Raw genomic sequence first — 24,491 nt, forward strand, 5'->3', positions numbered from 1 at the left:
ACCCGGTCGTCGGGCTGGACGCGATCGCGACCTTCATGAACGCCCCCGGACACGCGAAAGCCCACCACACGACGAACATCGTCGTGTCGGAAGGCCCGGGCGACGAGGTGCGGGCCCGATCCAAAGGCCTGAGCCTGCTGGAGGGCGGCGGTGTCGCCAGCGTCGTCTACGCCGACGACCTGCGACGCACCGATGACGGCTGGCGCATTTCCCGGCGGGTCATCCATCTCACGTGGCCACATCGCTTCTAGGGGTGCTTTCAAAAAGCCGGGTGCTTGCGGACGAGTGTCATGCAGTGGGCGAGTTGCAGGAAGGCGTCGTGCATGTCGTCGCGTACTTCCCACCGGATCCACAGGCGGCGAGGGCCATGGAGCCAGGCGATGGCAGACTCGGCGTCCCAGCGGACCTTGCCCAGGCCCAAGCCGTGCGGCTGGCCCCGTCGAACGATCTTCGGTGTGATGCCGCGCTCGCGCAGTCGGCGGCGATAGATGTCGTAGTCGTAGCCGCGGTCGGCATACAGCATCCTGGGTTTGCGCCGGGGGCGGCCCCGCTTGCCCCGCACCGGCCCAAGGCTGTCGATCAGCGGCAGAAGCCGGGTGACATCGTGGCGGTGACCGCCGGTCAGCGACACCCACAGCGGAGTGCCGCGGGCATCGGTCAGCACGTGATGCTTCGAGCCCGGCCGCCCGCGGTCAACCGGGCTCGGACCGACTTTCGGGCTGCTTCGCCCCCGCTTGGCCTGCACATGTGAGGCGTCGATGGTGGCGCGGGAGAAGTCGAGACGGCCCGCCGCCCGCAACCCGTCCAGCAGCACCCACTGGAGCTCCTCCCACCCCCCGGCCTCCTGCCACTCGGCCAGCCGCTGCCAGCAGGTAGGACCGGAACCGAACCCCAACTCCTGCGGCAGGAACTCCCACTGGACACCTGTGTACAGGACGAACAACACACCCTGGAGCGTCCTGCGGTCATCGATCCGCTCACGTCCCGGATACCGGAACCGCCGCTCATGCTTCGGCAACAGCGGCTCGATCACCACCCACAACCCGTCACCGACCTCCCACGGCTTCCGCCGCGGCTGGTCACACCCCCCAGAAAACACGGGATTACGTACATCTCCACCGTGCCACAACACGATCTTCCTGCAAGGACCCCTAAAAAAGGACGTAACACCGCCATGAACGCTTTCACCACCGCCGTAGCCGTCGGGTCGGAGAAGCCGCTCAGCCCCGGCTACGACGCGGCGACCAAGGACGACGCCGAGTTCAACAAGCACTTCCGGCACGGCTTCACCACCGTCGACGACGTGCAGATGCACTACGTCATCGGGGGCGACGGCCCGCAGGTCATGGTGCTGCTGCACGGCTGGCCGCAGAGCTGGTACGAGTACCGCCCGATCATGCCCTCGCTGCTGCCCGGCCGCACCGTCATCGCCATCGACCTGCCGGGCATGGGCGACTCGACCGGCAACCCGCCCTCCATGACCAAGACGGTCCTGGCCACCTACGTCCACAAGCTCCTCAACCACCTCGGCCACCACGAGAAAGTACACGTCGTCGCCCACGACCACGGCCTCAACGTCGCCTACCCACTGGCCGCCCAGCACCGCGACCAGGTGGCGGGCCTGTTCCTCATGGACGCCGCCCTCGTCGGCAAGAACCTGAAGTTCGCCACCCTCGAATCGACGTTCTGGCACTTCTCCTTCTTCATGCAGAATCCGCTCGCCGAGGAACTGGTCACCGGCCGGGTCGAAACCTTCCTCACCCACTTCTTCCAGAGTGTGAAGACCGCCGGCGAGAACGTCTCCGACGACGAACTCGCCGAGTTCGTCCGGGTGTACTCCCGCCCCCAGGTCCTGCACGCCGGCTTCGAGCTCTACCGGACCCTGATCCAGGACGAGGCCGACAACACCACACTCCAGGACACCCCGCTGACCATCCCGGTCCGCATGATCACCCAGGCCGGCCTCGCCGACATATTCCTGCCGACCGTCCAGGACGCCGCCCCCCACGCCACCTCCGCCGTCGTCCCCGGCGCCGGACACTTCCTCGTCCACGAAGCACCCGACCGCGTCCTGGCCGAGATCAACGCCTTCTACCCCACCTCCACCCCCTGACCAAAAAGCCGAACCACGGTTCGAACATGGCAGGTTCGGGTCGGCGGCCGCCGTGGCGGGGCCGATCTTTCCGGAGGAGAGCGCCAGGACGTGCAGGGTGCCGACGTTGGCGCCGGGGACCTTCTCGGCCGCCGCGATCAGCTGCGGTGCGCTCCAGCGCAGCTTCGTGCCGTACGCCGACGCATCGGGGGCGACGTCCAGGCGGCCGGTGTCCGCGTCGAACGCCACGGCCTGGACGTGACCGGCGAGCTCGGGCGCGGCTGCGGCGAGGATGTCGTCGAACTGGGCGAGGACGCTGCCGGCGGCGGCTGGTACGTGTCGTGCGCAGCTGCGCAGCACGTGGACCTGCTCCTCCGGTGCGAGGCCGACCTCGGCGATGGCGCCCAGTGCGGAGCGGATGCTCTCCAGAGCCGCCAGTGACTGCGTGGGGCGGGTGCAGACCAGCTGAAACGCCTTGGGGTGCTGCTTGGCGGCGGTGCGGAAGGCGACGGCGTGCGCCTGGATGCGGTCCTGCCAGGTGCCGGTGTCCGCTCCGGAGAAGTCGATTCGGGCGAGCAGTATCTCGGCCACGCCGTCCAGGAGGGCGTCCTTGTTCGGGGCGAGGGCATCTGGTCGCTGCTACGGCGCGGCCCGCTGGCCAATGTCGCCTTCACCGACGACGACCACCTCGAACGCACCCTCCGCCGGGGCCTGCGCCACATCCAGCACCGCCCCGACCTCACCGACGGCTGCCTCAGCGGCACCAGACTCACCCTCACCCGCCATCCGACAACAAACCGAAGAGATCAGTAAGCACGTTCCGGGCCGGCGCCGATCCGGCCTTCCGCAGCGGCTGGACCGGGCTCTCTGGAAACGCATCCCGGTCTGCGTGCCGAAGCGGGCCGGCCTGGATCACCGGCTTGGAAGACCGCGTCTCCCGGGGTCAACCAGGAGGCCTATCGAAGGCTTGCCCGCCCGGACAGTGTGGGCAGGTTTCTCCGGGAACCTGATGTTGAGCCGACTGCACAGAATCCTGGCCCGGCGCATCGCCCGTCGGCCTGGTGGACCTCGCGTACCGTACGGCCCGCACGCGGGGGCGAGGCGGTGACGGGCAGGCCCAGGGAGGTTCCCTGGCGACCTGGCCCGACCGTCGATACGGCGGGCATAGGTAGTGCGCCACCGCCTCGGCGGCGGCCAGTCGTACGGGTTCCGGCGAAGCGCGGCGTCAATGCGACGCCGAGCGGTGCAGTCGGCGGGCCCGTCTCCCACCGGCGGGTCTGCGGGATGTGTCCGCCGGTCGCCGGGCCGTCCTGCCCGGGCTGCACGGGGTGTCAGGCGCTGTCGGTGTCCGCGCGGGGTGTCATGCGGGCGGCGCCCTCCTTGAGGACGAGGTCGAGCAGTCCGGGGAACCGCTGGTCCAGTTCTTCCTTGCGCAGGGTGTTGATGCGGCGGGTTCCGACGTCGTGCTGCCGCGGGACGCCAAGCCCCGGGCGAGCTCGCTCGCAAGCATGAGCCGGCCCAGCCTCGCTCGATCATCTGTATGAGCAGCCCGGCCCCGAAGGAAGGCCATGATCCGGCCCTGTCGGACGGGATCGAATGGGTGCGTGCGAGTCCTCTCCGCACGACCACGACTCGGGGATCACGGCCCCAACAACCCTGTCCCCAAAGGAGATCAGCCCGGTGCTACTCCTACGACACACACCGGGCCGGGGTGTTGTGTGCCTTGACAGCCCCAGCCCTCATGGGTGCGATCGCGTGAGAGTGCTGGGTGAGACGACGTGCCGGACTTCCGGACGACGCAGTTGCGGAGATGCGTAAGGCCGTAATAGCGGCGAGATTTCCTGACGTGTCGCGCCGGTGGGGCGGATCAGTGGGTGAAGGCGACAGATTCAGCGAGATCCTTCTGGGTTTCGAGGGCGGTGAGACGTTCGGTGAGTGCCGCGTGGATTGCGCTGTAGGTGTCGGAGCCGAGAGCCAGGCGCAGGGGTGGGCTCGGGTGGCGGGTGGTGTCGTAGATGGCGGCGGCGAGCTTGGCCGGGTCGCCGGTGAAGACGTTCTCGTCTGCGGTTTTCAAATAGTGCCGGGTCTGGCCGACGGCATTGTCGCGGTAGACGGTCGTTTCGGTGGTGTATTGCAGGGCCGAAGCGAAGCCGGTGCGGGTGGCGCCGGGCTCGACCAGAGTGAGGTGGATGTTGAAGTCGGAGACCTCGCGGCTGACGCTCTCGGTGAAGCCCTCCAGCCCCCACTTGCCCGCGTGATAGGAGCTGTGAGTGGGGATGCCGACCTGGCCGCCCACGCTGGAAATCTGGATGATCCGACCTCCGCCCTGCTCACGCATCGGCTGCAGGAAGGCACGGGTGATCATCATCGGCGCGAGCAGGAGGACCTCGATCTGGTCGCGAATCTGCTCGACGGTCATTTCCTCGGCGGCGCCCACAACCGCGTATCCGGCATTGTTGACCACAATGTCCACCGGCCCGGTCCGGAGAGTCCTGCCGATCACCTTGGCCACGTCGGCCGGCCGCGTGAGGTCGAGGTTCTCGACAGTCAGCCGGTCGCCGTGCGTCTCGCGCAGGTCTTCCAGAGCTGCGGGGCGGCGGACCGTCGCCGTAACGCGGTCGCCGCCCCGGAGGGCGTGCTCGGTGAGATGGCGGCCCAGTCCACCGGAGGCTCCGGTGATGAACCAGTGACGTGAGGCCTTGTCGGAGGGAGCGGGCATGGGAGTCTCCTGAAGTAGAGTGATACCGGAACCTATTCCGGTTAAGTTAAGCGGAACGGATTCCGGAAAGCAACTGGAGACCGACGCCGAAGGAACCCGCATGCCTGCCACGCCCCGCCGCACCAGGAGTGACGCGCTGCAGAACCGCGAGCGCCTGCTGGAGGTCGCCGCGCAGGCTTTCGCCGAGCAGGGGCTGGACACCGCGCCTGCCGCCATCGCCAAGCAGGCGGGCGTCGGTGTCGGAACGCTCTACCGGCACTTCCCGACTCGGGAAGTCCTCATCGACGCCGCCTACCGGCGCCAACTCACCCAGGTGTGCGAGAAGGTGAACGACCTTCTCACCCAGCACCCGGCCGCCGAGGCCACCCGGATGTGGATGGAACACTTCATCCACTACGCCACGGCAAAGAGCGGAATGTCCGAAGCCCTCAACGCGGCCATCGCCTCCGGCATCGATCCATACTCCGACAGCCGCGCACTCCTTACCGACGCCGTCGCCACCCTCCTCACGGCCGGCGCCCGAGACGGAAGCCTGCGAACCGACGTCGCCCCCGACAATGTCCTACTCCTCATGGGGGGCATCGCCTATTCCGTGCAGCACGGCACCAAAGAGCAAGCCCGCCCGCTCGTCGACCTCTTCATGGACGCGCTGACCAAGGACTCGACCTCGAGCTGAGCCAAACTCCTGGAGTGGCACGCCAACGCGAGCGCAGCCACGGTCAATTCATCTAGTGGTTCTGTCGGCTCTCACCAGGTTCTGAATGCCGCGCACCGAGTTCCGAGCGCATTCCGTCAGGAGTTCTTAGACCGGACCGGTCTGCCCAGCCCTTCCCGTCACCCTCAGTCAGAGGTTGCGTCTGATCTCAGAACGTCAAGAGCGGCGGACGGGGGTACAGAGGTGCGATGTCCCATCCGACCTGCTGAATCCATCAGATCGGCGCACGGCCCGATAAGCAGTCAACCATGCTTCGAGGGAAGGGATCAGGCTCTCATTCTGAGGCCTAGGAAAGGAACTATCGTGAACACTGCCCGCATGCTCGCCACGGCCACGGCCCTCACCGCCGCGCTGGCCCTGCCCGTCCTTGGAGCAAGCGCCGCACACGCCCAAACCCTCAACACCAGCACCTTCTTTGAGCTCACCGGCAACCACGTCGCCTTCAACAACAAGGACGAGTTCCGCGGCCTCGTGAATGCGGACCATGAAACTAATTTCAGCGCCGATATCCCCTCTCTTGATGGCGTGGTCGGTGACCGACGTCGCTGAAGGGTCGTCGGCGTCATGTTCGTGAAGACGCTGCACGTGCACGCCCGCCTGGGCAAGACACCGCCGACGGTGGAGACGAGACGCTGCAGAGCATCGCGATGATGCTCGGAATGGCTGCCCGGAACGCTGCCGAGGGCGACCTGTACCAGGCGACGGTTCCTCTGGGGCCTACTGCGAGACCCTCGCCCAGCAGGGCAATCAACTGAGCAAATCCCTCCGCATCATCGTTGATCCGGTGCTTGGTGAGCTGCTTCGCACCGGCATCGACCAGCGCAATATCGTGGTGATCTTCTGCCCAGTCCACTCCACAGAACACGGGCGCCGGTAATGCGGTGACCTCCATGTGATCCTCCTCTGCCGGGGCTCTTTTGCCAGTTCCGAGCCTGTGCAGGGTGCGCGTGCTCCCTAATGGAAGTGCTCAAGGCACGTCATCCCACCAGCCGTTCGCAACCCCAGCAAGCCGTGCGGCCCTCGGTCTGCTTCAGAGCTGAGACTCAGGCAATGGAGAGAGGTGATCCACTCGGCCGGCTCGGACTGCGCACAGCGAATCGCGTTGCCGGTTGACGGAACGTGCTCTGAACCGTCACCAGCGGTACCGCTCGGGCACGATTGTCGATACTCCTCTGCCTCACCTTGAACGAACGCCGATGGGCGCGGTAGCGGCTTCGTCTTGTCAATAGGACTCGAAGGTCCGGGCATACTCAAAGGCTCGCTCCGCGCCCCGAAGGACGGCGAGGCCATCGCCCAAAAACGGGGCTCAGCACCGACCTTCGGGTCCCATTAGGCGTACTCATCCTGTCGCAACCACCGCTACCTGCGGCGACGCCAGATCAAGCACACGATCCCCGAACCGAAGAACCAGCGGGCCAACCGACAGCACAAAGGCAGCAGGGGCGGACGGCCCGCCGGCTTCGACAGGACGATTACAAACGCAGGAACGAGGTGGAGCGGACGATCAATGCCCTCAAGAGCTTCCGGGCTGTGGCGACGAGGTTCGACAAACGCGCCTACGTCTTCTACGGCACCGTCACTGTGGCCTCGATGCGACTTTGGCTCGGGTCGCGACCCACCGGAGAGACCTGGTAGTACCCCTTCGCCCCGTCGAGCAGCTCTCTCACGTTGTCCGCGTGCCCGCGTGCCGTCCGGTCTCTTCGACGAGTTGGATGAGCATCCAGCGGAGGTTGGCGTTGCCGGAGCGGCAGGCGGGGTGGTGGCTGACGTCATCCAGGGATGCCTCGGCCACGATCTCGTTGCTTCGGGCGCACTGGGCCTCGTACGACGCACAGGCGCGGCCGGGAGTGCGCCCCATCGCTTCGAGGGAACCGCATGCGCACCACCGGCCGTCGTTCAGGCCCGGGTGTAGCCGCCGTCGGCGAAGAGTTCGGCGCCGGTGACGAACGACGAGGCGTCCGAAGCCAGGAAGAGGGCGGCCGCGGCGATTTCCTCGGCGTCGGCCAGCCGCCCCAGTGGCACGACGGCCTCGGCGAACTGGTCGACGTCCGGCCCCGCGGCGCCCAGCAGGCCAGGGGTCCGCGTGGGTCCCGGGCTGAGTACGTTGACCCGGAATCGGCGCTCCCGCGACTGCCGGGCCCAGTTGTGCACGAGGTTGCTCACCGCCGCCTTCGAGGCGCTGTAGACCTCGAGTTGCTCATTGGGCCGCACGCTGTTGCTCGAGCCGACGACCAGGATGGAAGCGTTCTCCGCCAGCAGCGGAAGCGCCTTCTGAACGGTGAACAGTGGGCCCTTGACGTTGACGGCGAGCGTCAGATCGACGTTCGCCTCGGTGTGGGCGCCGAGCGCGGCGTCCGCGGCGATTCCCGCGTTGGCCACCAGCACGTCGATGCGTCCGGCCTCCTCGCGGACTCGCGCATAGAGCGCGTCCAGGTCGGCCAGGACCGAGACGTCGGACCGTACACCGGTGGCCGCAGGGCCCATCTCCTTGACTGCCGCTTCGAGGCGGTCGATGTCCCGGCCGGTCACGAAGACCCGTGCGCCCTCCCGGACGAAGCGGTGGGCGATGGCCAGCCCGATCCCGCTGGTCCCTCCGGTGATCACGGCCACCTTCTCCTGCAGCACGCCTGGCATGTCGAACCCCTTCAGTTGTGGAATGGATCGTCCATAACCTAGGCAGTAATGGACGATCGAGTCAAGAATGGTTACGCTGAGACCATGCCGAGACCACGCGCATTCGACGAACGCCAAGTCCTGGAGCGGGCCCGGGAACAGTTCTGGGCCACCGGCTATGCAGGAACCCGGATGGACGACATCGCCCAGGCGACCGGCCTGGGCAAGGGCAGCCTGTACGGCGCATTCGGCGACAAGGGCAAGCTGTTCCACCGTGTGTTCGGCGACTGGTGCACCGCAGTCGTTGAGGTGGCCGAAGGGCGGCTGGCAGGTGGCCCGGACGCAGAGGCCCTGGCCCGGCTGTCGGGATACGTGCACCTGATGGCGGAGAACACCGCCTCCGACACCGAGCGCCGCGGGTGCCTGTTGGCCAAGGGCGCGGCGGAACTGGCCCAGCACGATCCGACGGTCGCCGAGCGGTCGGCCGAGACCATGACGGCGCTGCTGACCCTGCTGCGGACGGAGATCAGCGCCGCCCAGCGCCACGGCGACATCGATAGCGCTGCGGATCCGGAGCGGTTGGCGGCACTGCTGCTGACGGTGGTCCGCGGTATCGAGGCGGTAGGCAAGGCCGGCCTGGACCCGGAGGCGCTGCGGAACATTGCAGACACCGCACTGGCGGTCCTGCCCACGGCCGAGGGGCAGAAACGCCTCGCAACCGGGCGCAATCCGGCCCGCGAGAACTAACTCCGGCCCGCGAGAACTAACTTGGTGTCATCACGGTCACATGATCCGCCGGACAGTGCCTAGACCGTTCGAGGGCCTCGGCCGGCGCCGGAAACGGGAACGGGAACGGTCGGGTGGTCACCGGCTCGCCGGTCTGCCCACGGACTGGCCTGCCCGCATGCCCTCGCGGTCTTCGAGGGCGCTGATGGCGGTGGCGGTGAGGCTGTGGGTGATGTGGCCTCGCATCAGCTGGGCGGCTTCGGCGGCGCGGCCGTCCACGATGAGGGAGACAAGTTGGTGGTGTTCCTGTAGGTCACGGGTGCGGGGTTCGTCACCGGGCGGGAGTTCGAGGCCGAGGCGCCGGTAGCGGTCGGACTTGTCCCACAGGTCGTCCAGGAGTCGGATGAGGACGTCGTTGTGCGAGGCCCGGTACAGCGCCTGGTGGAAGGCGCGGTGGGCCGTGAGTGCCTCTTCCCCCCATTGGCGGGTGACGGGGAGGAGCTTGTCGACGGCGGCCTGCATGGCGGCGATGTCGTCGTCGGTGCGTCGCTGGGCGGCGAGTTCGGCGGCGGTCGGGTCCAGGGACAGGCGGACTTCGAAAAGCTGGCGAGCCTCGTTCGAGTTCATGACGGAGACCCGGACGTCGCGGTGGGTTTCGACGGTGACGAGTCCCTCGCTGCTGAGGCGGCGGATGGCCTCGCGCAGCGGCGTGATGCTCATGTTGAGGGACTCGGCGAGGTCGTACTGGGCGAGCCGTGACCCGGCAGGAAGAGTGCCGGAGAGGATCCGATCGCGGAGTTCTGCGTAGGCCAGGTCGCTCTTGCTGAAGAACAGGTTCTGTCCTGCCATAGCCCCCTGACCGTCCCTTTCCGGAGGTTCCCCACCCCTTGACATCCCGCATCGGACCAGCCGAGTCTAACAGGCGTCGCATCTTATAAGATATGAGAGAGGCTCCGCAGTGAAGATCACCAACGTCTACGAGGGCGTCGTTCCGATCAGCTCCTCGATCCGCAACGCCTGGATCGACTTCAGCTCCATGGACTGTTCGATCGTGGCGATCGAGAGTGACGTCATCCGGGACGGCAAGCCCGTGGTGGGCTACGGCTTCAACTCCAACGGCCGCTACAGCGCCGGAGAGATCCTGCGCCGCCGGGTCCTGCCCCGCCTCCTCGAGGCCGAGCCCAACAGCCTGCTCGACGAGCGGGGCGGCCTGGACCACGCCAAGGCGTGGGACGTGATGATGACCAACGAGAAGCCCGGCGGGCACGGCGAGCGCTCGGTCGCGGTCGGTGTGGTGGACATGGCCCTGTTCGACCTTGCCTCCAAGATCGAGGGCAAGCCGCTGTACCGGTATCTGTCCGAGCGCTACGGCGACGGGCAGCCCGACGACTCCGTCTTCGTCTACGCCGCCGGCGGCTACTACGCCCCGGGCAAGACCCTCACCGACCTTCAGGACGAGATGCGCGGCTTCCTCGACCTGGGCTACGACGTCGTCAAGATGAAGATCGGCGGCGCCGACCTGGCGGAGGACCTGCGCCGTATCGAGGCCGTCATCGACGTCCTGGACGGCGACGGCTCCCGGCTGGCCGTCGACGTCAACGGCCGCTTCGACCTCAACACGGCCCTGGAGTACGGCCGGGCCATCGAGCCCTACGGGCTGTTCTGGTACGAGGAGATCGGCGACCCGCTCGACTACCACCTCAACGCCACCGTCGCCGAGCACTACACCGGCGCCATCGCCACCGGCGAGAACCTCTTCTCCCTCCAGGACGCCCGCAACCTGATCCGCTACGGCGGCCTGCGCCCCGACCGCGACACCATCCAGGTCGACCCCGCGCTCTCCTACGGTCTGGTGGAGTACCTGCGCATCCAGGACATGCTCCGTCAGCACGGCTGGTCATCGAGGCGCTGCATCCCGCACGGCGGGCACCAGTTCTCCCTGCACATCGCGGCCGCCCTCAAGCTCGGCGGCAACGAGTCCTACCCGGGCGAGTTCCAGCCCACCGGCGGCTTCGCCGACGACGCCGTCGTAGAGAAGAGCCGCGTCGGCCTGACCGACACCCCCGGCATCGGCTTCGAGAGCAAGGCCGCCTTCTACAAGGTGCTGCGCGCCCTGCACAGCTGACCGCCACCCCACCGCGGACGCGCCCGCCACCGGGCGGGCGCCGTCGGCCGGCGCCACCGGATACGGGCGCCACACACGAACGAGATCGGGGGCGCGCGAGCCGCATCGCGTCCCCGCACCACCCCCCACGGGACAGGGCTACACACGATCGTCGTGCAAGGGAGCACCAACGATGACAAGCACCACCGCCGCCGGCCGCCCGCAGCGGTCACGGCTGAGCCGTCTCATACGTGAGCTGTGGTTCCAGGTCGTACTGGCCGCCGTCCTCGGCATCGCCGTGGGCATCCTCGCGCCCGGCCTGGGTGAGGACCTGAAGCCGCTCAACGACTGGTTCATCGCGCTGGTCAAGATGATCGTGATCCCGGTCGTCTTCTGCGTGGTCACCACCGGCATCGCCTCCATGGACAACCTGCGCAAGGCGGGCCGGATCGGTGTGAAGGCGATCGGCTACTTCCTGGTGCTGTCCCTGGCGTCCATGCTGATCGGGCTGGTCGTCGCCAACATCTTCCAGCCCGGCTCCGGCCTGCACGTCAACCCCTCGTCACTGAACGCCGACGACGTGCCCAAGACCGCTACGGAGCACGCCACCTTCACCGGCTTCGTCTCCTCCCTCATCCCCGTCTCCTTGCTGGGCGCGATCACCGGGGACGCGATCCTGTCCGCGCTGATGGTCTCGATCGTCTTCGGTGTGGCCCTGAACATGGCCGGCGAAGAAGGGGCACCGCTGACCCGCGGCATCAAGGCGCTGTCGGACGTCGTCTTCCGCATCGTGGGCTGGGTGATGCGGCTCGCGCCCTTGGGCACCCTCGGCGCCCTGGCCACCGTGGTCGCCACCTACGGCGCCGAGAGCCTCAAACAGCTCGGCTACCTCATCATCCTGTTCACCGCGACCTGCGTCGTCTACGTCCTGGTCGTCCTCGGCGCCATCATGCGGGCCTGCCGCCTGAGCCTGTTCGGCCTCATCCGCTTCCTCAAGGCCGAACTGCTCGTCGCCCTCAGCACCTGTTCCAGCGAGGCCGTCCTGCCTCAGCTGGTACGCAAACTGGAGATCCTCGGCATCGGCCGGCCCGTGGTCGGCATCGTCATTCCCTCCGGGTTCTCCTTCAACCTGGACGGCTCCGCGGTCTACCTCACGATGGCCTCCCTCTTCCTGGCCCAGGCCATGGGCATCGACCTGTCCTGGCAGCAGCAGCTGATCATGGTCGGCGTCATGATGCTCACCAGCAAGGGCACCGCCGGGATCGCGGGCGGCGCGTTCATCGTCCTCGCCAGCACCGTCACCGCGGTCGGCCACATCCCGCTCGCCGCCCTCTCCCTGATCGTCGGCATCGACCGCATCCTCAACGAGGGCCGCGTCTTCATCAACGTCCTCGGCAACGCCGTCGCCACCATCGTGATCGGCAAGTGGGAGAACGACTTCGACACCGAACAGGCCCGCAAGGTCCTGCACTCCCGCACCACCACGCCGCCGCAGGCCGAGTCGGACACCACCAAGGTCGGCGCCGGCAAGTAGCCGTGCCGGTCGAGTGCGGTCACCCCTCGACGGCATGTACGTCACCCACCCACGCCCAGCGTCTCCTGCTCGACGACCATCCGGCTCGAAGTCCCGCGGCAGGCAACGCGGTCTCCCAGCTGACAGCCACGATGGAGGCGCTGGGAGGTTCGGTCACCGCCCTCGCCGTCGTCAGCCGACGCCGACCCTCTCGACAGGTCCTTCCCTGAGATTCTCGACGAAGTGGGCTTCGCCTCCGGCGCTGGCAAGTGTCTGTGGTCGACCGTGGAGAGACAGTCGTTCTGGCAGCCGCCGATGCGGGCCCCCAGGGCCCCAGGGCCGGAGCAGGGTTCGTCCAGGGCTGTCCTGGGATGCCGCGACGCAGAAGCGACACCGGATCCGCTGGGTGGGACCACTCCACCAGGCAGAGACCGCCGATCCATGGATAAACCTTCCTCTCCCGCCCCTGCGCGGGCGCCCCTACGGTCGAGGCCGCAGGCGCTCACCCGCCCGCCGCAGCGAAGGAGCGAGCCCCCATGAAGAAGACATCGACAACCACGAGGCCGCCGACCGACCTTGTCGAGACGGCCTTCACCGTCAACGGCGACGAGGTGCGCCTCGCTTTGGATCCTCGCGAGTCCTTGCTCGACGTGCTGCGCGAGCGTCTCGTGCTGACCGGAACCAAGAAGGGGTGCGATCAGGGGCAGTGCGGTGCCTGCACGGTGCACATCGACGGCCGTCGCGTCGTGTCCTGTCTGACTCCGGCGGTCCAGGTCGCGGGACAGGACGTGACGACCATCGAGGGCGTCGCGGCTCCCGACGGCACGCTGCACCCGTTGCAGCAGGCGTTCGTCGACTGCGACGCCCTGCAGTGCGGCTACTGCACACCTGGGCAGGTGATGTCCGGCCTGGCCTGCCTGGCCGAAGGCCACACCGAGACCGACGGCGACATCCGTGAGTACATGAGCGGCAACCTGTGCCGATGCGGCGCGTATGTCGGCATCACCGCCGCCATCCGCCGAGTGGCCGACCAGGCCAAGCAGAGCGAGGTGTAGACGGTGCGCTCATTCGCCTATGTAGTGCCCGACAGCGTCGGCGGGGCCGTCGACGCCCTGGCCGCCGCCGAGCCGGGCACCAAGATCCTGGCCGGTGGCACGACCCTGTACGACCTGATGAAGCTCGGCATCGAGGCGCCGCCGGCCGTCATCGACATTCACCGTCTCGCCGAGCTGACCGAGATCAGTACGGGTGAGGACGGACTGTCGTTCGGTGCGGGAGCGAAAATGGCCGAGGTCGCCGACCATCCGGTCGTACGCCGCGACTATCCGGCGCTGTCGGAATCCTTGTGGCGGGCGGCGTCCCAGCAACTGCGCAACATGGCGACGGTCGGCGGGAACCTGCTGCAACGCACGCGGTGCGGCTACTTCCGCGGGGGAGCGGAGTTCCCCTGCAACAAGAGGAATCCCGGCAGCGGCTGTGCGGCTCTCGAGGGACTCGACCGCACCCACGCGCTGCTGGGCACCAGCGACACCTGCATCGCCACCTACCCGGGCGACTGGGCCGTGGCCCTGATCGCGTTCGACGCCGAACTCGACGTGGTCGGCCCAGCAGGCGAGCGGACGCTGCCGCTCGGCGAACTGCACCTCGAACCGGGAGACAACCCCCTGCTCGAACACACCCTGGCTCCCGATGAGTTGATCCTGCGGATCCGCGTTCCCGCGACACCCACCGGTCGCGGCTCCACCTACCACAAGATCCGTGACCGGGAGTCCTACGCCTTCGCCCTCACCTCGGCCGCCACCGCCGTGACGCTGGACGCACAGGGAATGGTCACGGACTGCCGGATCGGTTTGGGCGGGGTCGCCACGCGCCCCTGGCGAGCGACGGCAGCGGAACGCTCACTGATCGGCGAACAACTCACCATGGAAACCGCCCGCCACGCGGGGGAAGTCGCCTTCGCCGAGGCCCGCCCTCCTCGCACCGGCGCGTTCCGAGTCGAACTGGGCGTCCGCACCGTTACCGACGCACTGCTCACCGCCGGGAAGCGAGCCGCCTGATGAAGAACCCAGACCTGCGCCGCGTCGACGCCCACGAAAAGGTCACCGGCACCGCACGCTACGGCGCCGACCGCGTCCCGGACGACCTGGCGTACGCCATGTTCGCCCAGGCCACGATCGGCAAGGGCCGCAGCGTGGCCATCGACACCGCCGCGGCCGAGGCGGTCCCCGGTGTCCGTCTGGTCCTGACCCGGTTCAACGAGGACGAACTGCGCGGCCCCGGGTTCCTGATGGGCGGAGGCTTCGCCTTCCAGAGCCTGCAGCCGCTGCTCAGCGATGTCGTCGCCTACCGAGGACAGCCGATCGCGTTGATCGTCGCCGACACCCTGGTCGCCGCCACCGAGGCGGCGGAACTCGTCCGGGCACGCTACGAGACCGAGCCGTTCGCCGTCGGAATCGACGACGAAGGCGCCACCTCCGTCCTCCAGGAAGAAGCCATCCCGCTGCCCTGGCTCGCCGACGTCAAGGTGGGCGACGCCGAGACCGCGTACGCGGCGAGCCCGGTGCAGATCGACGAGACCTACCTGCACCCGGCCCAGCACCAGGTCCCGATAGAGCTGATCAGCTCGGTCGTGGAATGGCGGGGCGACAGGCTCGTAGTGCACGAGAGCACCCAGAACGCCGGCGCACTCCGCCACGGAGTGGCCACGCAACTGAACCTCGATCCGGCCGACGTCGACGTCATCTCGCCCTACATCGGAGGCGGCTTCGGATCCCGCAACGCACTGCAGCCGCACATCGGGCCACTGGCGCTCGCCGCACGTCGGCTGATGCGTCCGGTCAAGCTGGTCATTCCGCGTCCGCAGACGTTCCACACCGGCAGCTTCCGGCCGGTCAGTCGTCATCGCATCCGGCTCGGCGCCGACCCGTCGGGACGGCTCCTGGCCGCCCTGCACGACACGGAGCACCAGACGTCCCGCCACGACCTGTTCCCCGCCATGTTCACGGAGATGACGTCGAGACTGTACGCCGTACCCCACTTCGGGGGACGCCAGCGCCTGGTGCAGACCGACGTCCAGACGCCGGGATACATGAGGGATCCGCACGAGGGCCCGGCCGGCTTCGCGTTCGAGTCGGCCATCGACGCACTGGCCTACGCCACCGGCCAGGACCCCGTCGAGCTGCGGTTGGCCAACGACACCGCCACGGACCCGGTCACCGGTCTGCCTTTCTCCTCCCGCCACCTGGCGCAGTGTCTGAAGCGGGGTGCGGAACGGTTCGGATGGCAGAAACGCGATCCGCGGCCGGGGGCGATGCGTGCCGCTGACGGATCGCTCGTGGGCCTGGGCGTCGCTGCCGGCGCCTACCCGGCCATGGTCGCTCCGGCCGTGGCCCGAATGTCCGCGGCAGCCGATGGCCGGGTGACCGTCGGCGTCGACGGCCACGAGATGGGGCAGGGCATCCGCTCGGCCATCGCCCTCCTGGTCGCGGAGGACCTCGGTGTTCCCGTGCGGGACGTCGTCGTACGGGTCGGTGACACGCGCTTCGCGCCGCAGCATCTCACCGCCGGTTCGTGGGGCACCGCGACCGCGTTGCCCGCGGTGCACAAGGCACTTGGCGAGCTGCGCAAGCTGCTCGGCACGGGCGACACCGGGACAGTGGATGTGGCAGCCGCGGTCCGGGCCACCGGACACGGGTCGCCGGAGGTGGAGGTGACCTCCTTGGGACCGGGCCAGCCCCCCGAGATGCTCGACCGTTCACGGGCCGGCCTGACCGCCCCTGCGGGTCCGGTCTTCCCCGACTTCACGGCCTTCAGCTGGGTCGCTCACTTCGTCGAAGTGCGGGTCGAGGCCACGACACGGCGCATCAGTGTGCCCAGGGCGCTCTGCGTGGCCGACTGCGGCCGGGTCGCCAGCCCGGTCACGGCGGCCAGTCAGGTCCGCGGGGGCGTGATCTGGGGCATCAGCCAGGCGCTCCGCGAGTCGAGCGAGGTCGACCCGCGCTTCGGCGGATTCCTCAACACAACGCTGGAGGAGTACCCCGTCGCGGTCAACGCCGACATACAGGAGATCGACTTCGACTTCATCGACGAGCCCGACCTGCTCCTCAACGACGTCGGGGTGAAGGCCCTCGGCGAGGCCACGATGGTCGGCGCTGCAGCCGCTGTCGCGAACGCGGTCTTCCACGCCACCGGTCAGCGACAGAACCAGCTGCCCATCCGGATCGAGCACGTGATGTAGGCCGTCAACTCGTCAGGATCACTCCGGGCAGGCTCCGGGCAGGAGTGCCTGGGTGGTGCGACCGACGTCGCATCACCCGGCGACGGAGGCTCGTTGTCGACGTCGACGCAGGACGAGTCGACCGGGATCACTGGAAATTCAGCCTCCCGGAAATGCGCATCCGCGGCTTGACCGGGTGTTGCTCTGCACGGCGCAGGCCCCGTTCGCCAACGCGCTCTTCGATGCCGCCGGCCTGTCCGGCCATCGGTCCCCGTCCCACCGCCGGACCTACCAGGGCCGCCCCGCGTATGCGCTCAGCGTCCGCGTGGCGGCAACCGGACCTAGCTCCCTGCGGAGAACCCGGAGAACGACCCATGCTGAACATCGCGGACACACTCCACCGCTGGTGCCGCGAGGCACGCCCCTTCGCCCTGGCCACCGTCGTCGACGTCACCGGAAGCGCACCCCTGCCCGTCGGTACGTCGGTCGCGGTGGACGAGGACGGCAACGCCGTCGGCAGCATCTCCGGCGGCTGCGTCGAGGGCGCCGTCTACGAATTGTGCCGACAGGTGCTCAGTGACCGGGGCGCCCCGCAGCGCACCTGGTTCGGCTACTCCGACGACGACGCCTTCGCTGTCGGCCTGACCTGCGGCGGCGAACTCGACGTCCTCGTCCAGCGCATCGACCCCGCGACCCAGCCGCATCTCGGCGCGGCCCTCGCCGAGGTCGCCGGGGGCCGACCCGCCGCCGTGGCCCAGGTCGTCGACGGGCCCGACGGACTGATCGGCGCCACCCTGAGTGTTCTCGGTGACAGCTGCATCGCCGACGGGTCGCTGGCCGCAGGGCCGACAGGCCAAGCGGTGGCGGACCCGGCCACAGCCCAGCTGCGAGCGGGACGCACCGCGCTCGTCTCGCTCGGCGGGGACGCGGACACCTGCCCCGACCGGCTCTCCGTCCTCGTCCACGTGGCCGCGACCCGCCCCCGCATGCTGATCTTCGGCGCGGTCGACTTCGCCACCGCGCTCAGCCAGGCCGGCCGCTTCCTCGGCTACCGGGTCACCGTGTGCGACGCCCGCCCCGTCTTCGCCACCGCGGCACGCTTCCCATACGCGGACGAGGTCGTGGTCGACTGGCCGCACCGCTACCTGGAACGCACCGAGGTGGACGGTGGTACCGCCGTCTGCGTCCTCACGCACGACGCCAAGTTCGACGTCCCCCTGCTGCAGCTGGCACTTGATCTGCCGGTTGTCGGTTACGTGGGCGCGATGGGGTCCCGTCGGACGCACGATGAACGCCTGCGTCTCCTGCGCGCGGCGGGCGTCGCGCAGGAGCGATTGGCTCGGTTGCGCTCCCCGATCGGTCTCGACCTCGGTGCGCGCACGCCCGAGGAGACGGCGATCTCCATCACCGCGGAGATCATCGCCCACGCCAACCACGGCACGGGCCTGTCCCTGACCCTCGGTACGGGCCCGATCCACCGGCCAGGTCACCAGGCACTCGACGAGCGTCGCGCCCTCAACGCCCCCTACTGACGCCGTGACCGGGCGCACCCTCCGGGACCCAACCGCCCCCTCCCACACAAGGACTGATCATGACGACCTTCGCCCTCGCCGGGGACGGCGCCGACGCTGGTGCTACATGGACGAGCCCACCCTGTGACGGCTGCCCAGGAGGAGCCCCATTCCCGGACCGGTGTTCCTCACCGTCGACGACGATCCGGCGGTCGGACTTTCTCCGGACCGAAGGCTCGGATGTCGGATTTCCGGGATCCGGCGCTCGTGGCTGGCTTCGGCTCCCCGGCGGGGCGGAACGTTGCGGCGGAAGCCGGCCGACCACAGCGCCTGGCGCCTAAGGGAGAGAGTCTTTCGTGAACGTCACGACCACGGCGAACGCGCCGCAGGACCGGCGGGTGCCCACACTCGTCATGGCCTGCGTCGGCGTGTTCGTCGCCTATCTGCCGGTGAGCACCGTCTCGGCGAGCCTGCCCGCCATTCAGCGGGCGCTGGACGCATCGACCGCGCAGCTGTCCTGGGTGAGCGTCGCGTTCGTGCTGCCCATGGCCGCGCTCATCCTCACCGCGGGCGTCTTCGGTGACGTGCACGGCCGCAAGAAGGTCTTCCAGGCGGGCCTGGCCTTCAGTGGTCTGGGTGCCCTGATCGCCCTGTGCGCCCAGTCGATCGAGGTCGTCTGGGCCGGGCAGGCCTTCGCCGGTCTGGGCGCGGCCGCGTTGCTGCCCACGTCCCTGGCGCTGATCAGCCACGCCGTCCCCGACCCGCGCGAGCGCGGGAAGTTCGTCGGCGTGTGGGCGACCTCCCTGATGGCCGCCCTCGCACTCGGCTCCGTCATCGCGGGCGTGATCCTCGACCACTTCGCGTGGCGCTGGATCTACCTGCTGCCCGTCCCCGCCTCGCTGCTCGCGCTGGCCGTCGCGGCGAAGCTGCTCACCGACTCCCGTGCCCCGGGCACGCGCCGACTGGACTGGCCCGGCCAGCTCACCGCCGCGCTGGCCATCACCGCTCTGGTCTACGGGATCATCGAGGGCGGCGCCGACTCCTTCACCGACGCCAAGGTGATGCTTGCCCTGTCCATCGCCGTCGTCGCATCGGTCGCTTTCGTCCTGGTGGAGCGGCGCAGCTCCAGCCCGATGCTGGACCTGACACTGTTCCGCAGCCCCTCCTTCACCGCCACCGCGCTGATCGCCATGATCAGCTTTCTCGGGCTCATCGGGTTCTTCTTCGCCCTCAGCCTCTACTTCGGCATGGTCCAGCAGCTCAGCACCCTGGAATCGGCCTGGCGGCTGCTGATGGTGTGCATGGTGCCGCTGGTCCTCGGTGTCCCCATAGGGCGCCTGGTGCACCGGATGTCTCCTCGGGTGCTGATTCCCGGCGGCCTGCTGCTCTCGGTGGTCGCGCTGCTGTCGCTGACCCCGATCGGCGCCAACAGCTCGTTCGGTTCACTGGCCTGGCGGCTGGCCCTGCTCGGCCTGGGCATGGCTTTCGTCATCACCCCGATGACCGCCACCGCCGTCAGTTCGGTGCCGTTCCACCAGGCCGGTATGGCCGCTGCCGCCAACAGCGCCTTCCGTCAGCTCGGTGCCGCCCTCGGCCCCGCTGTCCTGGGCGCGCTGCTGTCCTCTCGGGCCGTGGACGCTCTGCCTGGACATCTCACCGCCGCTGGGCTGGACGGGGCGACGGTCCGGCGCGTCACCGAGGCCACGGACGCCGGCGGACTGAGTGCGGTCGGCGGGCTTCGCATGGGCGCGGACACCCCGCGTGTCCTCGGCGCCCTGTCGCAGGCATTCGTCGACGGTCTTCAGCTCTGCCTGGTCGTCGCGGCCGCCCTGACCCTGCTGGCAGCCGCAGTGGGATTCGTCCTGCTGCGCAGGCCGCAGCAGTCGGCCCCAGCGGCCGCAGGCCCGGCTCCCTCCGACCAAGGGCCTCGCACCCCCGACGTGCCCACCGCCGACACTCGGCCGGAAGCCGGGCCGCAGGCAGCCGCCACCCCTCGGTGAGCGCCGGCCCCGCACCGAGGTGACACCCGACGTACCGGCACGGCTCAGGAGCGGACAGCCACCGAGCCGGTACCGGCGCCGTCCGTGGGGACGGGCGCGGCGCCGCTCAGTGGCCTGGGACCGGACCCTTCCGGTCCCAGGCCACACGGCGCTGTCGTACGACATGACGTGAACAAAGCCCGCTCGAAACAGGAGCCATCGATGCAGTCCCCTTCGCCCGACGCGCTTGATCTGAAGCTGCTGCACGCGCTCCAGGTGGACGGGCGGGCGCCGTTCAGCCGTATCGCCGAGGTCCTCGGGGTGTCCGACCAGACCGTCGCCCGCCGCTTCCGCAAACTGCGCACCACCGCCGGACTCAGGATCGTCGGCATGACCGACGAGAGCCTGCTGGGCCGCCAGAGCTGGATCGTCCGGCTGCGCTGCTCTCCCGACGTGGCCGAACAACTCGCCAATGCGCTGGCCCGGCGCCCGGACACCTCGCACGTCGATCTCATCTCCGGCGGCACCGAAGTGCTGTGTGCCATGAAACCCAGCAGCCGACAGGCCCGCGACGAGCTGCTCTTCGACCGCCTGCAACGCACGCCTCAGGTCATTTCGGTCAGCGCCCACTGCCTGCTGCACACCTTCTACGGCGGTCCCCTCGGCTGGCTCGACAAGACCCAAGCGCTCGAACCCGACCAGGAGGCGGCACTGCGCCTCCCCTACAGCGAACCGGTAGCCGCCCCCATCGCTCTTGAAGGAGCGGACGAGGCGCTGCTCGCCGTGCTGCGGCGCGACGGCCGGGCAACCTTCAGCGAGCTGCAGACCAGCACCGGCCAGTCGGAGTCCGCTGTCAAGCGGCGCCTGGAGCGTCTGCGCTCCACGGGCATCCTCTACTTCAAAGTGCAGCATGACCGCGAGTCCCTCGGACACGGCATCAGCGCGATGCTCTGGCTCACCGTCGCTCCCTCCGCACTCGACGCCGCCGGACGGAAGCTGGCAGAACACCACGAGGTCCGCTTCGCCGGCGCCACCACCGGCCAGGCCAACCTCGTCGCCACCGTCGCCAGCCCGACCACGGGCGAGCTCTACACCTACCTGAGCGAGAAGATCGGCGGCCTCGACGGCGTGCAGGCCGTGGAAACCGCCCTGACCCTGCGGCATGTCAAGCAGCTCACCTACGAGCCGAGCCGCTGACCGCCGAACGGCCACCAGGCGACTGAGATCGCGCATGGACCCTTGCGTACGGATGCGTACGGACTGACGGAGCGACTCGTGGTTGGGTGCTGCACAGTCGACGGACGCGTTCGTTCATGCCCGTATGGTGCCGACCCCGGCTATTCAGCGAATTGGGTGAGCTGACGTCCTGACAGCAGCAAGGTGCCGCTGAGCTGCAAGGATGCGAGTGTCGAGTTCGTACCGGGTTGGGCCATGGGCTGTCGGTGGCGGCCGATGGGAAGACGCTGGTTGGGCACGCGGGAGCAGTGCTGCCGCTGAGGCTCGCGGACGCTGGAGCCGGCCGGGTGCGTGCGGGTCCTGCGGTGCAACGACGGATCCGCCGTGACCGCCCAGACGGTGATCCCGGCCACCGGGATCTCCCTGGCCACCGGGATCTCCTGCCGGCGGCCACGCGGCGCCCGCTCTGGAAGCGCTGACCGGCTGTGGCGTCCTCTACGGCTCAGCCAGGGACCGCCGATCCATGGACAAACCTTCCCCTCCCGCCCCTGCGCGGGCGCCCTTACGGTCGAGGCTGCGGGCGCTCACCGGCCCGCCGTAACGAAGGAGTAAGACCCTCATGAAGATGACCGGCAACACGATCCTGATCACCGGCGGAACCTCGGGCATCGGGCTCGGTCTGGCCCTGCGTCTGCACGAGGCCGGCAACAAGGTGATCGTCGCCGGCCGGCGCAAGGAACTCCTCGACGAGATCACGGCCGAGCACCCGGGCATCGACGCACTCGTCCTCGATGTCGCGGACCCCGACTCGATCGCCCGGGCCCGTGAGACCGTGACGGCGAGCCACCCGGGGCTGAACGTCCTGGTCAACAACGCCGGCATCATGCTGCGGGAGAACCTCCTGGACCCGGCCGAACTCCCGGTCGCCGAGGATCACGTCGCGACCAATCTGCTGGGCACGATCCGGATGACGTACGCTTTCCTGCCGCTGCTGGCGGGCAAGGACGACGCGGTCGTCATGAACGTCACCTCGTCGCTGGCGTTCGTCCCGTATCAGAGCACCCCGACCTACAGCGCGACCAAGGCCGCGCTGCACTCCTTCTCCGAGAGCCTGCGCATCCAGCTCGCCGGTGCCGAGGCCGGCGTCCAGGTGATCGAGGTGGTCCCGCCGGGCGTGCGCACGACCCTGATGGGCCAGCAGGACAGCGACCAGTCCATGCCGTTGGACGACTTCCTCACCGAGACCCTCGACCTGCTGCGCGAGAAGCCCGACGCGAAGGAGTTGGTCGTCGAGCGCGCCCGGTTCATCCGCGACGCGCAGGCCAACGGCTCCTACGACGACGTCCTCGCCATGATCAGCGGCAGCTGACCGACCCGTCGTGCCCGACGCGGAACAACAGCACACGGGCGGGCCGTGCGGGGCCACATCGTGGACGAATGCGAGTTCGACCCGCCTCGGGGAGGTCCTCACCGAGGATGCGGAACGGTAAGGAAGCGTCTGCGGCTTCGCCCCGGTCGTCGCACTGGAGGCGACCGGCTCCGTCCTGAGCGCCGGGGGGCACGCGAGCGCCCGTCTGACACGACGAACAGCGTCGTGTCAGACGGGCCGGGGCGGGCGACGAGGCCCGGGGCCGGTCCAAAGCGTTGGGCGTCGTCGACGGGGGACCGTCGCGGCGGGCCGTCTTCCCTGCCGACGGTCTGCGGCGCACCGCCGACAGCCGGCGATTTCCCAGCGGGTCGTTCAGGTCACGTGATCATCGGGTCGACTCGCTGCGCGCGCCCTCGGCGTCGGCCGTACGAGCGGGCTTCGCGCGGGCGAGAGAGGAGGGCACAGCCATGGATCGGCGGTCTCTGGATAGCCGGGCGGGATGCGGCGAGGATGGGCGCATGGACAAGAAGGAACTGGCGGAATTCCTGCGTCACCGGCGTGAGACGTTGCGCCCCCGCGATGTCGGGCTGGTCGAGGGGCCGCGCAGGCGTACGCAGGGGCTGCGCCGCGAGGAGGTCGCGCAGCTCGCCGGCATGTCCACCGACTACTACGCCCGGCTGGAACAGGAGCGTGCTCCGCAGCCCTCCGTCCAGATCACCACGGCTCTCGCCCGGGCACTGCGGCTGACCCTGGACGAACGCGACCACCTCTTCGTGCTCATCGGCCACAACGCCCCGGCCCGCTTCCACCGCTCCGAACACGTCAGCCCGACGCTGATGCGGGTCTTGGACCGCCTGGACGACACCCCGGCTCTGGTAACGACCGACCTGGTCGACACCCTCGCGATGAACCCGCTGGCCGTCGCGCTGCTCGGCGACCAGATGCGCCACACCGGTCTGGCCAGCAGCGGCTACTACCGATGGTTCATGGACCCGGCCGAGCGTCTCGTGTATCCCGAGGAGACCCATGAAAGCCACGGCCGCGCCCAGGCAGCACGCCTGCGGGCCGCGCTGACCGCCGGCAGCGACACCCCCCGCGCCGCCCGGATCCTCGCCGAACTCCAGGAACACAGCCCCGAGTTCGTCCGCATGTGGGAACTTCAAGAAGTCGCCCGCTACGGCGACTGCAAGACCATCCTCCATCCCGAACTCGGCCGCATCGACGTCGACGCCCAGCTCCTGTACACCGAGAACCGCGCCCAGACCCTGGTGGTGCTGACCACTCGCCCCGGCACGGAGAGCCACAGCAAACTCGAACTGCTCTCCGTCATCGGACACCAGCAGCTCACCCCCTGACGTCCTGGACCGGGGACCGGGGACCGGGCCGGGCTCGGCGCGGGAGGGGCCGCGGACCTGGGCACCCTGGAATGGTGCAGCCCGCACGGCTTTTGCCCTGCGCTCTGCGGCCAGACATGTCGGCTCCTGCGCTGTCCGGGCTCCGTGATCGGGCCGCCCATTTGACCGGATGCCCCCTCCGTTTTACTCTCGAATGCGTACGGAGGCAGCATCCGTTTTGATGCGGCCGCACGATCACGGCAGGCAGGAGGGCGCATGAGCGCCGTCGAACAGCGGGGACGCAAGCCCCGCGCGGACGTCCAGCGCAACCGCGCCGCCCTCCTGGAGACCGCGCAGCGTCACTTCCTGCAGCACGGGGTCGGCACCTCCCTCGAGGCGGTGGCCAAGGAGGCGGGCGTCGGGC

Annotated in this window: 21 protein-coding genes and 6 pseudogenes; 18 read left to right on the forward strand and 9 right to left on the reverse strand. The window is 68.8% G+C overall.

Annotation, left to right across the window (positions count from 1 at the left end):
• Positions 1-251: nuclear transport factor 2 family protein (locus G5C60_RS35940; protein WP_165265710.1), on the forward strand; the 251-nt coding region annotated here is incomplete at its 5' end.
• A gap of 8 nt (positions 252-259) precedes the next feature.
• Here G5C60_RS35940 and G5C60_RS35945 read toward each other — a convergent pair.
• A complete protein-coding gene (locus G5C60_RS35945) occupies positions 260-1,099 on the reverse strand; it encodes an IS5 family transposase (protein WP_165265748.1) in 840 nt (279 codons plus the stop codon).
• A gap of 75 nt (positions 1,100-1,174) precedes the next feature.
• Between G5C60_RS35945 and G5C60_RS35950 the strand changes: the two genes are divergently transcribed.
• Together G5C60_RS35950 and G5C60_RS35955 are read left to right on the forward strand one after the other, a co-directional pair.
• Entirely contained in the window at positions 1,175-2,113 is a 939-nt protein-coding gene (locus G5C60_RS35950; protein ID WP_165265712.1) for an alpha/beta fold hydrolase, read from the forward strand.
• 90 nt (positions 2,114-2,203) lie between these two features.
• The gene (locus tag G5C60_RS35955; protein ID WP_165265714.1) at positions 2,204-2,533 is read left to right on the forward strand and encodes a hypothetical protein; all 330 of its coding nucleotides are present in this window, start codon (positions 2,204-2,206) and stop codon (positions 2,531-2,533) included.
• Here the strand turns inward: G5C60_RS35955 and G5C60_RS54335 are convergent.
• Positions 2,474-2,683, reverse strand: a pseudogene (locus tag G5C60_RS54335) (TetR/AcrR family transcriptional regulator C-terminal domain-containing protein); the annotation flags it as partial. The gene G5C60_RS35955 and the pseudogene G5C60_RS54335 overlap by 60 nt on opposite strands.
• Positions 2,684-2,713: 30 nt before the next feature.
• Here G5C60_RS54335 and G5C60_RS35965 point away from each other — a divergent pair.
• Positions 2,714-2,905: pseudogene (locus tag G5C60_RS35965) on the forward strand (IS630 family transposase); the annotation flags it as partial.
• A 518-nt stretch (positions 2,906-3,423) separates the two neighbouring features.
• On the opposite strand, the pseudogene G5C60_RS52545 reads toward G5C60_RS35965, so the two are convergent.
• Positions 3,424-3,573: pseudogene (locus tag G5C60_RS52545) on the reverse strand (ArsR family transcriptional regulator); the annotation flags it as partial.
• A gap of 386 nt (positions 3,574-3,959) precedes the next feature.
• A complete protein-coding gene (locus G5C60_RS35970; RefSeq protein WP_165265750.1) occupies positions 3,960-4,811 on the reverse strand; it encodes an SDR family oxidoreductase in 852 nt (283 codons plus the stop codon).
• A 100-nt stretch (positions 4,812-4,911) separates the two neighbouring features.
• Here G5C60_RS35970 and G5C60_RS35975 point away from each other — a divergent pair, with 100 nt between their 5' ends.
• Both G5C60_RS35975 and G5C60_RS35980 read left to right on the forward strand, forming a co-directional pair.
• Positions 4,912-5,487 (forward strand): TetR/AcrR family transcriptional regulator, encoded by a 576-nt coding sequence (locus G5C60_RS35975; protein ID WP_165265717.1) that lies wholly within the window; start codon positions 4,912-4,914, stop codon positions 5,485-5,487.
• A gap of 342 nt (positions 5,488-5,829) precedes the next feature.
• Positions 5,830-6,075: a hypothetical protein gene (locus G5C60_RS35980; RefSeq protein WP_165265719.1), complete on the forward strand. Its 246-nt coding sequence runs from the start codon at positions 5,830-5,832 to the stop codon at positions 6,073-6,075.
• Positions 6,076-6,256: 181 nt separating this feature from the next.
• Here G5C60_RS35980 and G5C60_RS54455 read toward each other — a convergent pair.
• Positions 6,257-6,418 (reverse strand): annotated as a pseudogene (locus G5C60_RS54455) (IS110 family transposase); the annotation flags it as partial.
• Positions 6,419-6,859: 441 nt separating this feature from the next.
• On the opposite strand from G5C60_RS54455, the pseudogene G5C60_RS35990 reads away from it, so the two are divergent.
• Positions 6,860-7,161 (forward strand): annotated as a pseudogene (locus G5C60_RS35990) (IS5/IS1182 family transposase); the annotation flags it as partial.
• On the opposite strand, the pseudogene G5C60_RS52550 reads toward G5C60_RS35990, so the two are convergent.
• Both G5C60_RS52550 and G5C60_RS36000 read right to left on the reverse strand, forming a co-directional pair.
• Positions 7,158-7,357 (reverse strand): annotated as a pseudogene (locus tag G5C60_RS52550) (mycothiol transferase); the annotation flags it as partial. The pseudogenes G5C60_RS35990 and G5C60_RS52550 overlap by 4 nt on opposite strands.
• 65 nt (positions 7,358-7,422) lie before the next feature.
• Positions 7,423-8,160 (reverse strand): SDR family NAD(P)-dependent oxidoreductase, encoded by a 738-nt coding sequence (locus tag G5C60_RS36000; protein WP_165265721.1) that lies wholly within the window; start codon positions 8,158-8,160, stop codon positions 7,423-7,425.
• A gap of 84 nt (positions 8,161-8,244) precedes the next feature.
• Here G5C60_RS36000 and G5C60_RS36005 point away from each other — a divergent pair, with 84 nt between their 5' ends.
• Positions 8,245-8,886 carry a TetR/AcrR family transcriptional regulator gene (locus G5C60_RS36005; protein ID WP_165265723.1) on the forward strand — a complete coding sequence of 214 codons (642 nt, stop codon included), beginning with the start codon at positions 8,245-8,247 and terminating at the stop codon, positions 8,884-8,886.
• A 117-nt stretch (positions 8,887-9,003) separates the two neighbouring features.
• On the opposite strand, the gene G5C60_RS36010 is transcribed toward G5C60_RS36005, so the two are convergent.
• Positions 9,004-9,714 carry a GntR family transcriptional regulator gene (locus tag G5C60_RS36010; protein ID WP_165265725.1) on the reverse strand — a complete coding sequence of 237 codons (711 nt, stop codon included), beginning with the start codon at positions 9,712-9,714 and terminating at the stop codon, positions 9,004-9,006.
• 109 nt (positions 9,715-9,823) lie between these two features.
• On the opposite strand from G5C60_RS36010, the gene G5C60_RS53790 reads away from it, so the two are divergent.
• From G5C60_RS53790 to G5C60_RS36050, 8 genes are all read left to right on the forward strand, one after another.
• Positions 9,824-10,990 carry an enolase C-terminal domain-like protein gene (locus G5C60_RS53790; protein WP_165265727.1) on the forward strand — a complete coding sequence of 389 codons (1,167 nt, stop codon included), beginning with the start codon at positions 9,824-9,826 and terminating at the stop codon, positions 10,988-10,990.
• A 172-nt stretch (positions 10,991-11,162) separates the two neighbouring features.
• Complete coding sequence (locus tag G5C60_RS36020; protein WP_165265730.1) at positions 11,163-12,503, forward strand: cation:dicarboxylate symporter family transporter; 1,341 nt, start codon at positions 11,163-11,165, stop codon at positions 12,501-12,503.
• Between the two features lie 515 nt (positions 12,504-13,018).
• Complete coding sequence (locus G5C60_RS36025) at positions 13,019-13,537, forward strand: (2Fe-2S)-binding protein (RefSeq protein WP_165265732.1); 519 nt, start codon at positions 13,019-13,021, stop codon at positions 13,535-13,537.
• 3 nt (positions 13,538-13,540) lie between these two features.
• A complete protein-coding gene (locus G5C60_RS53795; protein ID WP_165265734.1) occupies positions 13,541-14,539 on the forward strand; it encodes an FAD binding domain-containing protein in 999 nt (332 codons plus the stop codon).
• Positions 14,539-16,719, forward strand: coding sequence for a xanthine dehydrogenase family protein molybdopterin-binding subunit (locus G5C60_RS36035; protein WP_165265736.1), 2,181 nt, complete (start codon positions 14,539-14,541; stop codon positions 16,717-16,719). Before G5C60_RS53795 ends, G5C60_RS36035 begins: the two co-directional genes overlap by 1 nt.
• A gap of 353 nt (positions 16,720-17,072) precedes the next feature.
• Complete coding sequence (locus tag G5C60_RS36040) at positions 17,073-18,230, forward strand: XdhC family protein (protein ID WP_165265738.1); 1,158 nt, start codon at positions 17,073-17,075, stop codon at positions 18,228-18,230.
• A 335-nt stretch (positions 18,231-18,565) separates the two neighbouring features.
• Positions 18,566-20,209, forward strand: a complete 1,644-nt coding sequence (locus G5C60_RS36045; protein ID WP_338146032.1) for an MFS transporter — start codon at positions 18,566-18,568, stop codon at positions 20,207-20,209.
• A 201-nt stretch (positions 20,210-20,410) separates the two neighbouring features.
• The gene (locus G5C60_RS36050) at positions 20,411-21,385 is read left to right on the forward strand and encodes an Lrp/AsnC family transcriptional regulator (protein ID WP_165265740.1); all 975 of its coding nucleotides are present in this window, start codon (positions 20,411-20,413) and stop codon (positions 21,383-21,385) included.
• A gap of 140 nt (positions 21,386-21,525) precedes the next feature.
• Here the strand turns inward: G5C60_RS36050 and G5C60_RS36055 are convergent, their stop codons facing one another.
• A complete protein-coding gene (locus tag G5C60_RS36055) occupies positions 21,526-21,795 on the reverse strand; it encodes a hypothetical protein (protein WP_165265742.1) in 270 nt (89 codons plus the stop codon).
• A gap of 188 nt (positions 21,796-21,983) precedes the next feature.
• Here G5C60_RS36055 and G5C60_RS36060 point away from each other — a divergent pair, with 188 nt between their 5' ends.
• Together G5C60_RS36060 and G5C60_RS36065 are read left to right on the forward strand one after the other, a co-directional pair.
• On the forward strand, positions 21,984-22,733 hold the full coding sequence (locus tag G5C60_RS36060) for an SDR family oxidoreductase (protein ID WP_165265744.1): 750 nt from the start codon (positions 21,984-21,986) through the stop codon (positions 22,731-22,733).
• A gap of 518 nt (positions 22,734-23,251) precedes the next feature.
• On the forward strand, positions 23,252-24,088 hold the full coding sequence (locus G5C60_RS36065; RefSeq protein ID WP_165265746.1) for a helix-turn-helix transcriptional regulator: 837 nt from the start codon (positions 23,252-23,254) through the stop codon (positions 24,086-24,088).
• The last annotated feature ends 403 nt before the right edge of the window (positions 24,089-24,491 follow it).

Source organism: Streptomyces scabichelini, assembly GCF_011045015.1.
Taxonomy (GTDB): domain Bacteria; phylum Actinomycetota; class Actinomycetes; order Streptomycetales; family Streptomycetaceae; genus Streptomyces; species Streptomyces scabichelini.

Bases quoted from the DNA above. Each gene is read 5' to 3' on its own strand.
- G5C60_RS36005 (WP_165265723.1), top strand. From the start codon at position 8,245: ATGCCGAGACCACGCGCATTCGACGAACGCCAAGTCCTGGAGCGGGCC.
- G5C60_RS36065 (WP_165265746.1), top strand. From the start codon at position 23,252: ATGGACAAGAAGGAACTGGCGGAATTCCTGCGTCACCGGCGTGAGACG.
- G5C60_RS36020 (WP_165265730.1), top strand. From the start codon at position 11,163: ATGACAAGCACCACCGCCGCCGGCCGCCCGCAGCGGTCACGGCTGAGC.
- G5C60_RS36025 (WP_165265732.1), top strand. From the start codon at position 13,019: ATGAAGAAGACATCGACAACCACGAGGCCGCCGACCGACCTTGTCGAG.
- G5C60_RS36000 (WP_165265721.1), bottom strand. From the start codon at position 8,160: ATGCCAGGCGTGCTGCAGGAGAAGGTGGCCGTGATCACCGGAGGGACC.
- G5C60_RS35950 (WP_165265712.1), top strand. From the start codon at position 1,175: ATGAACGCTTTCACCACCGCCGTAGCCGTCGGGTCGGAGAAGCCGCTC.
- G5C60_RS35970 (WP_165265750.1), bottom strand. From the start codon at position 4,811: ATGCCCGCTCCCTCCGACAAGGCCTCACGTCACTGGTTCATCACCGGA.
- G5C60_RS36035 (WP_165265736.1), top strand. From the start codon at position 14,539: ATGAAGAACCCAGACCTGCGCCGCGTCGACGCCCACGAAAAGGTCACC.
- G5C60_RS35975 (WP_165265717.1), top strand. From the start codon at position 4,912: ATGCCTGCCACGCCCCGCCGCACCAGGAGTGACGCGCTGCAGAACCGC.
- G5C60_RS36060 (WP_165265744.1), top strand. From the start codon at position 21,984: ATGAAGATGACCGGCAACACGATCCTGATCACCGGCGGAACCTCGGGC.
- G5C60_RS36010 (WP_165265725.1), bottom strand. From the start codon at position 9,714: ATGGCAGGACAGAACCTGTTCTTCAGCAAGAGCGACCTGGCCTACGCA.
- G5C60_RS36050 (WP_165265740.1), top strand. From the start codon at position 20,411: ATGCAGTCCCCTTCGCCCGACGCGCTTGATCTGAAGCTGCTGCACGCG.
- G5C60_RS36040 (WP_165265738.1), top strand. From the start codon at position 17,073: ATGCTGAACATCGCGGACACACTCCACCGCTGGTGCCGCGAGGCACGC.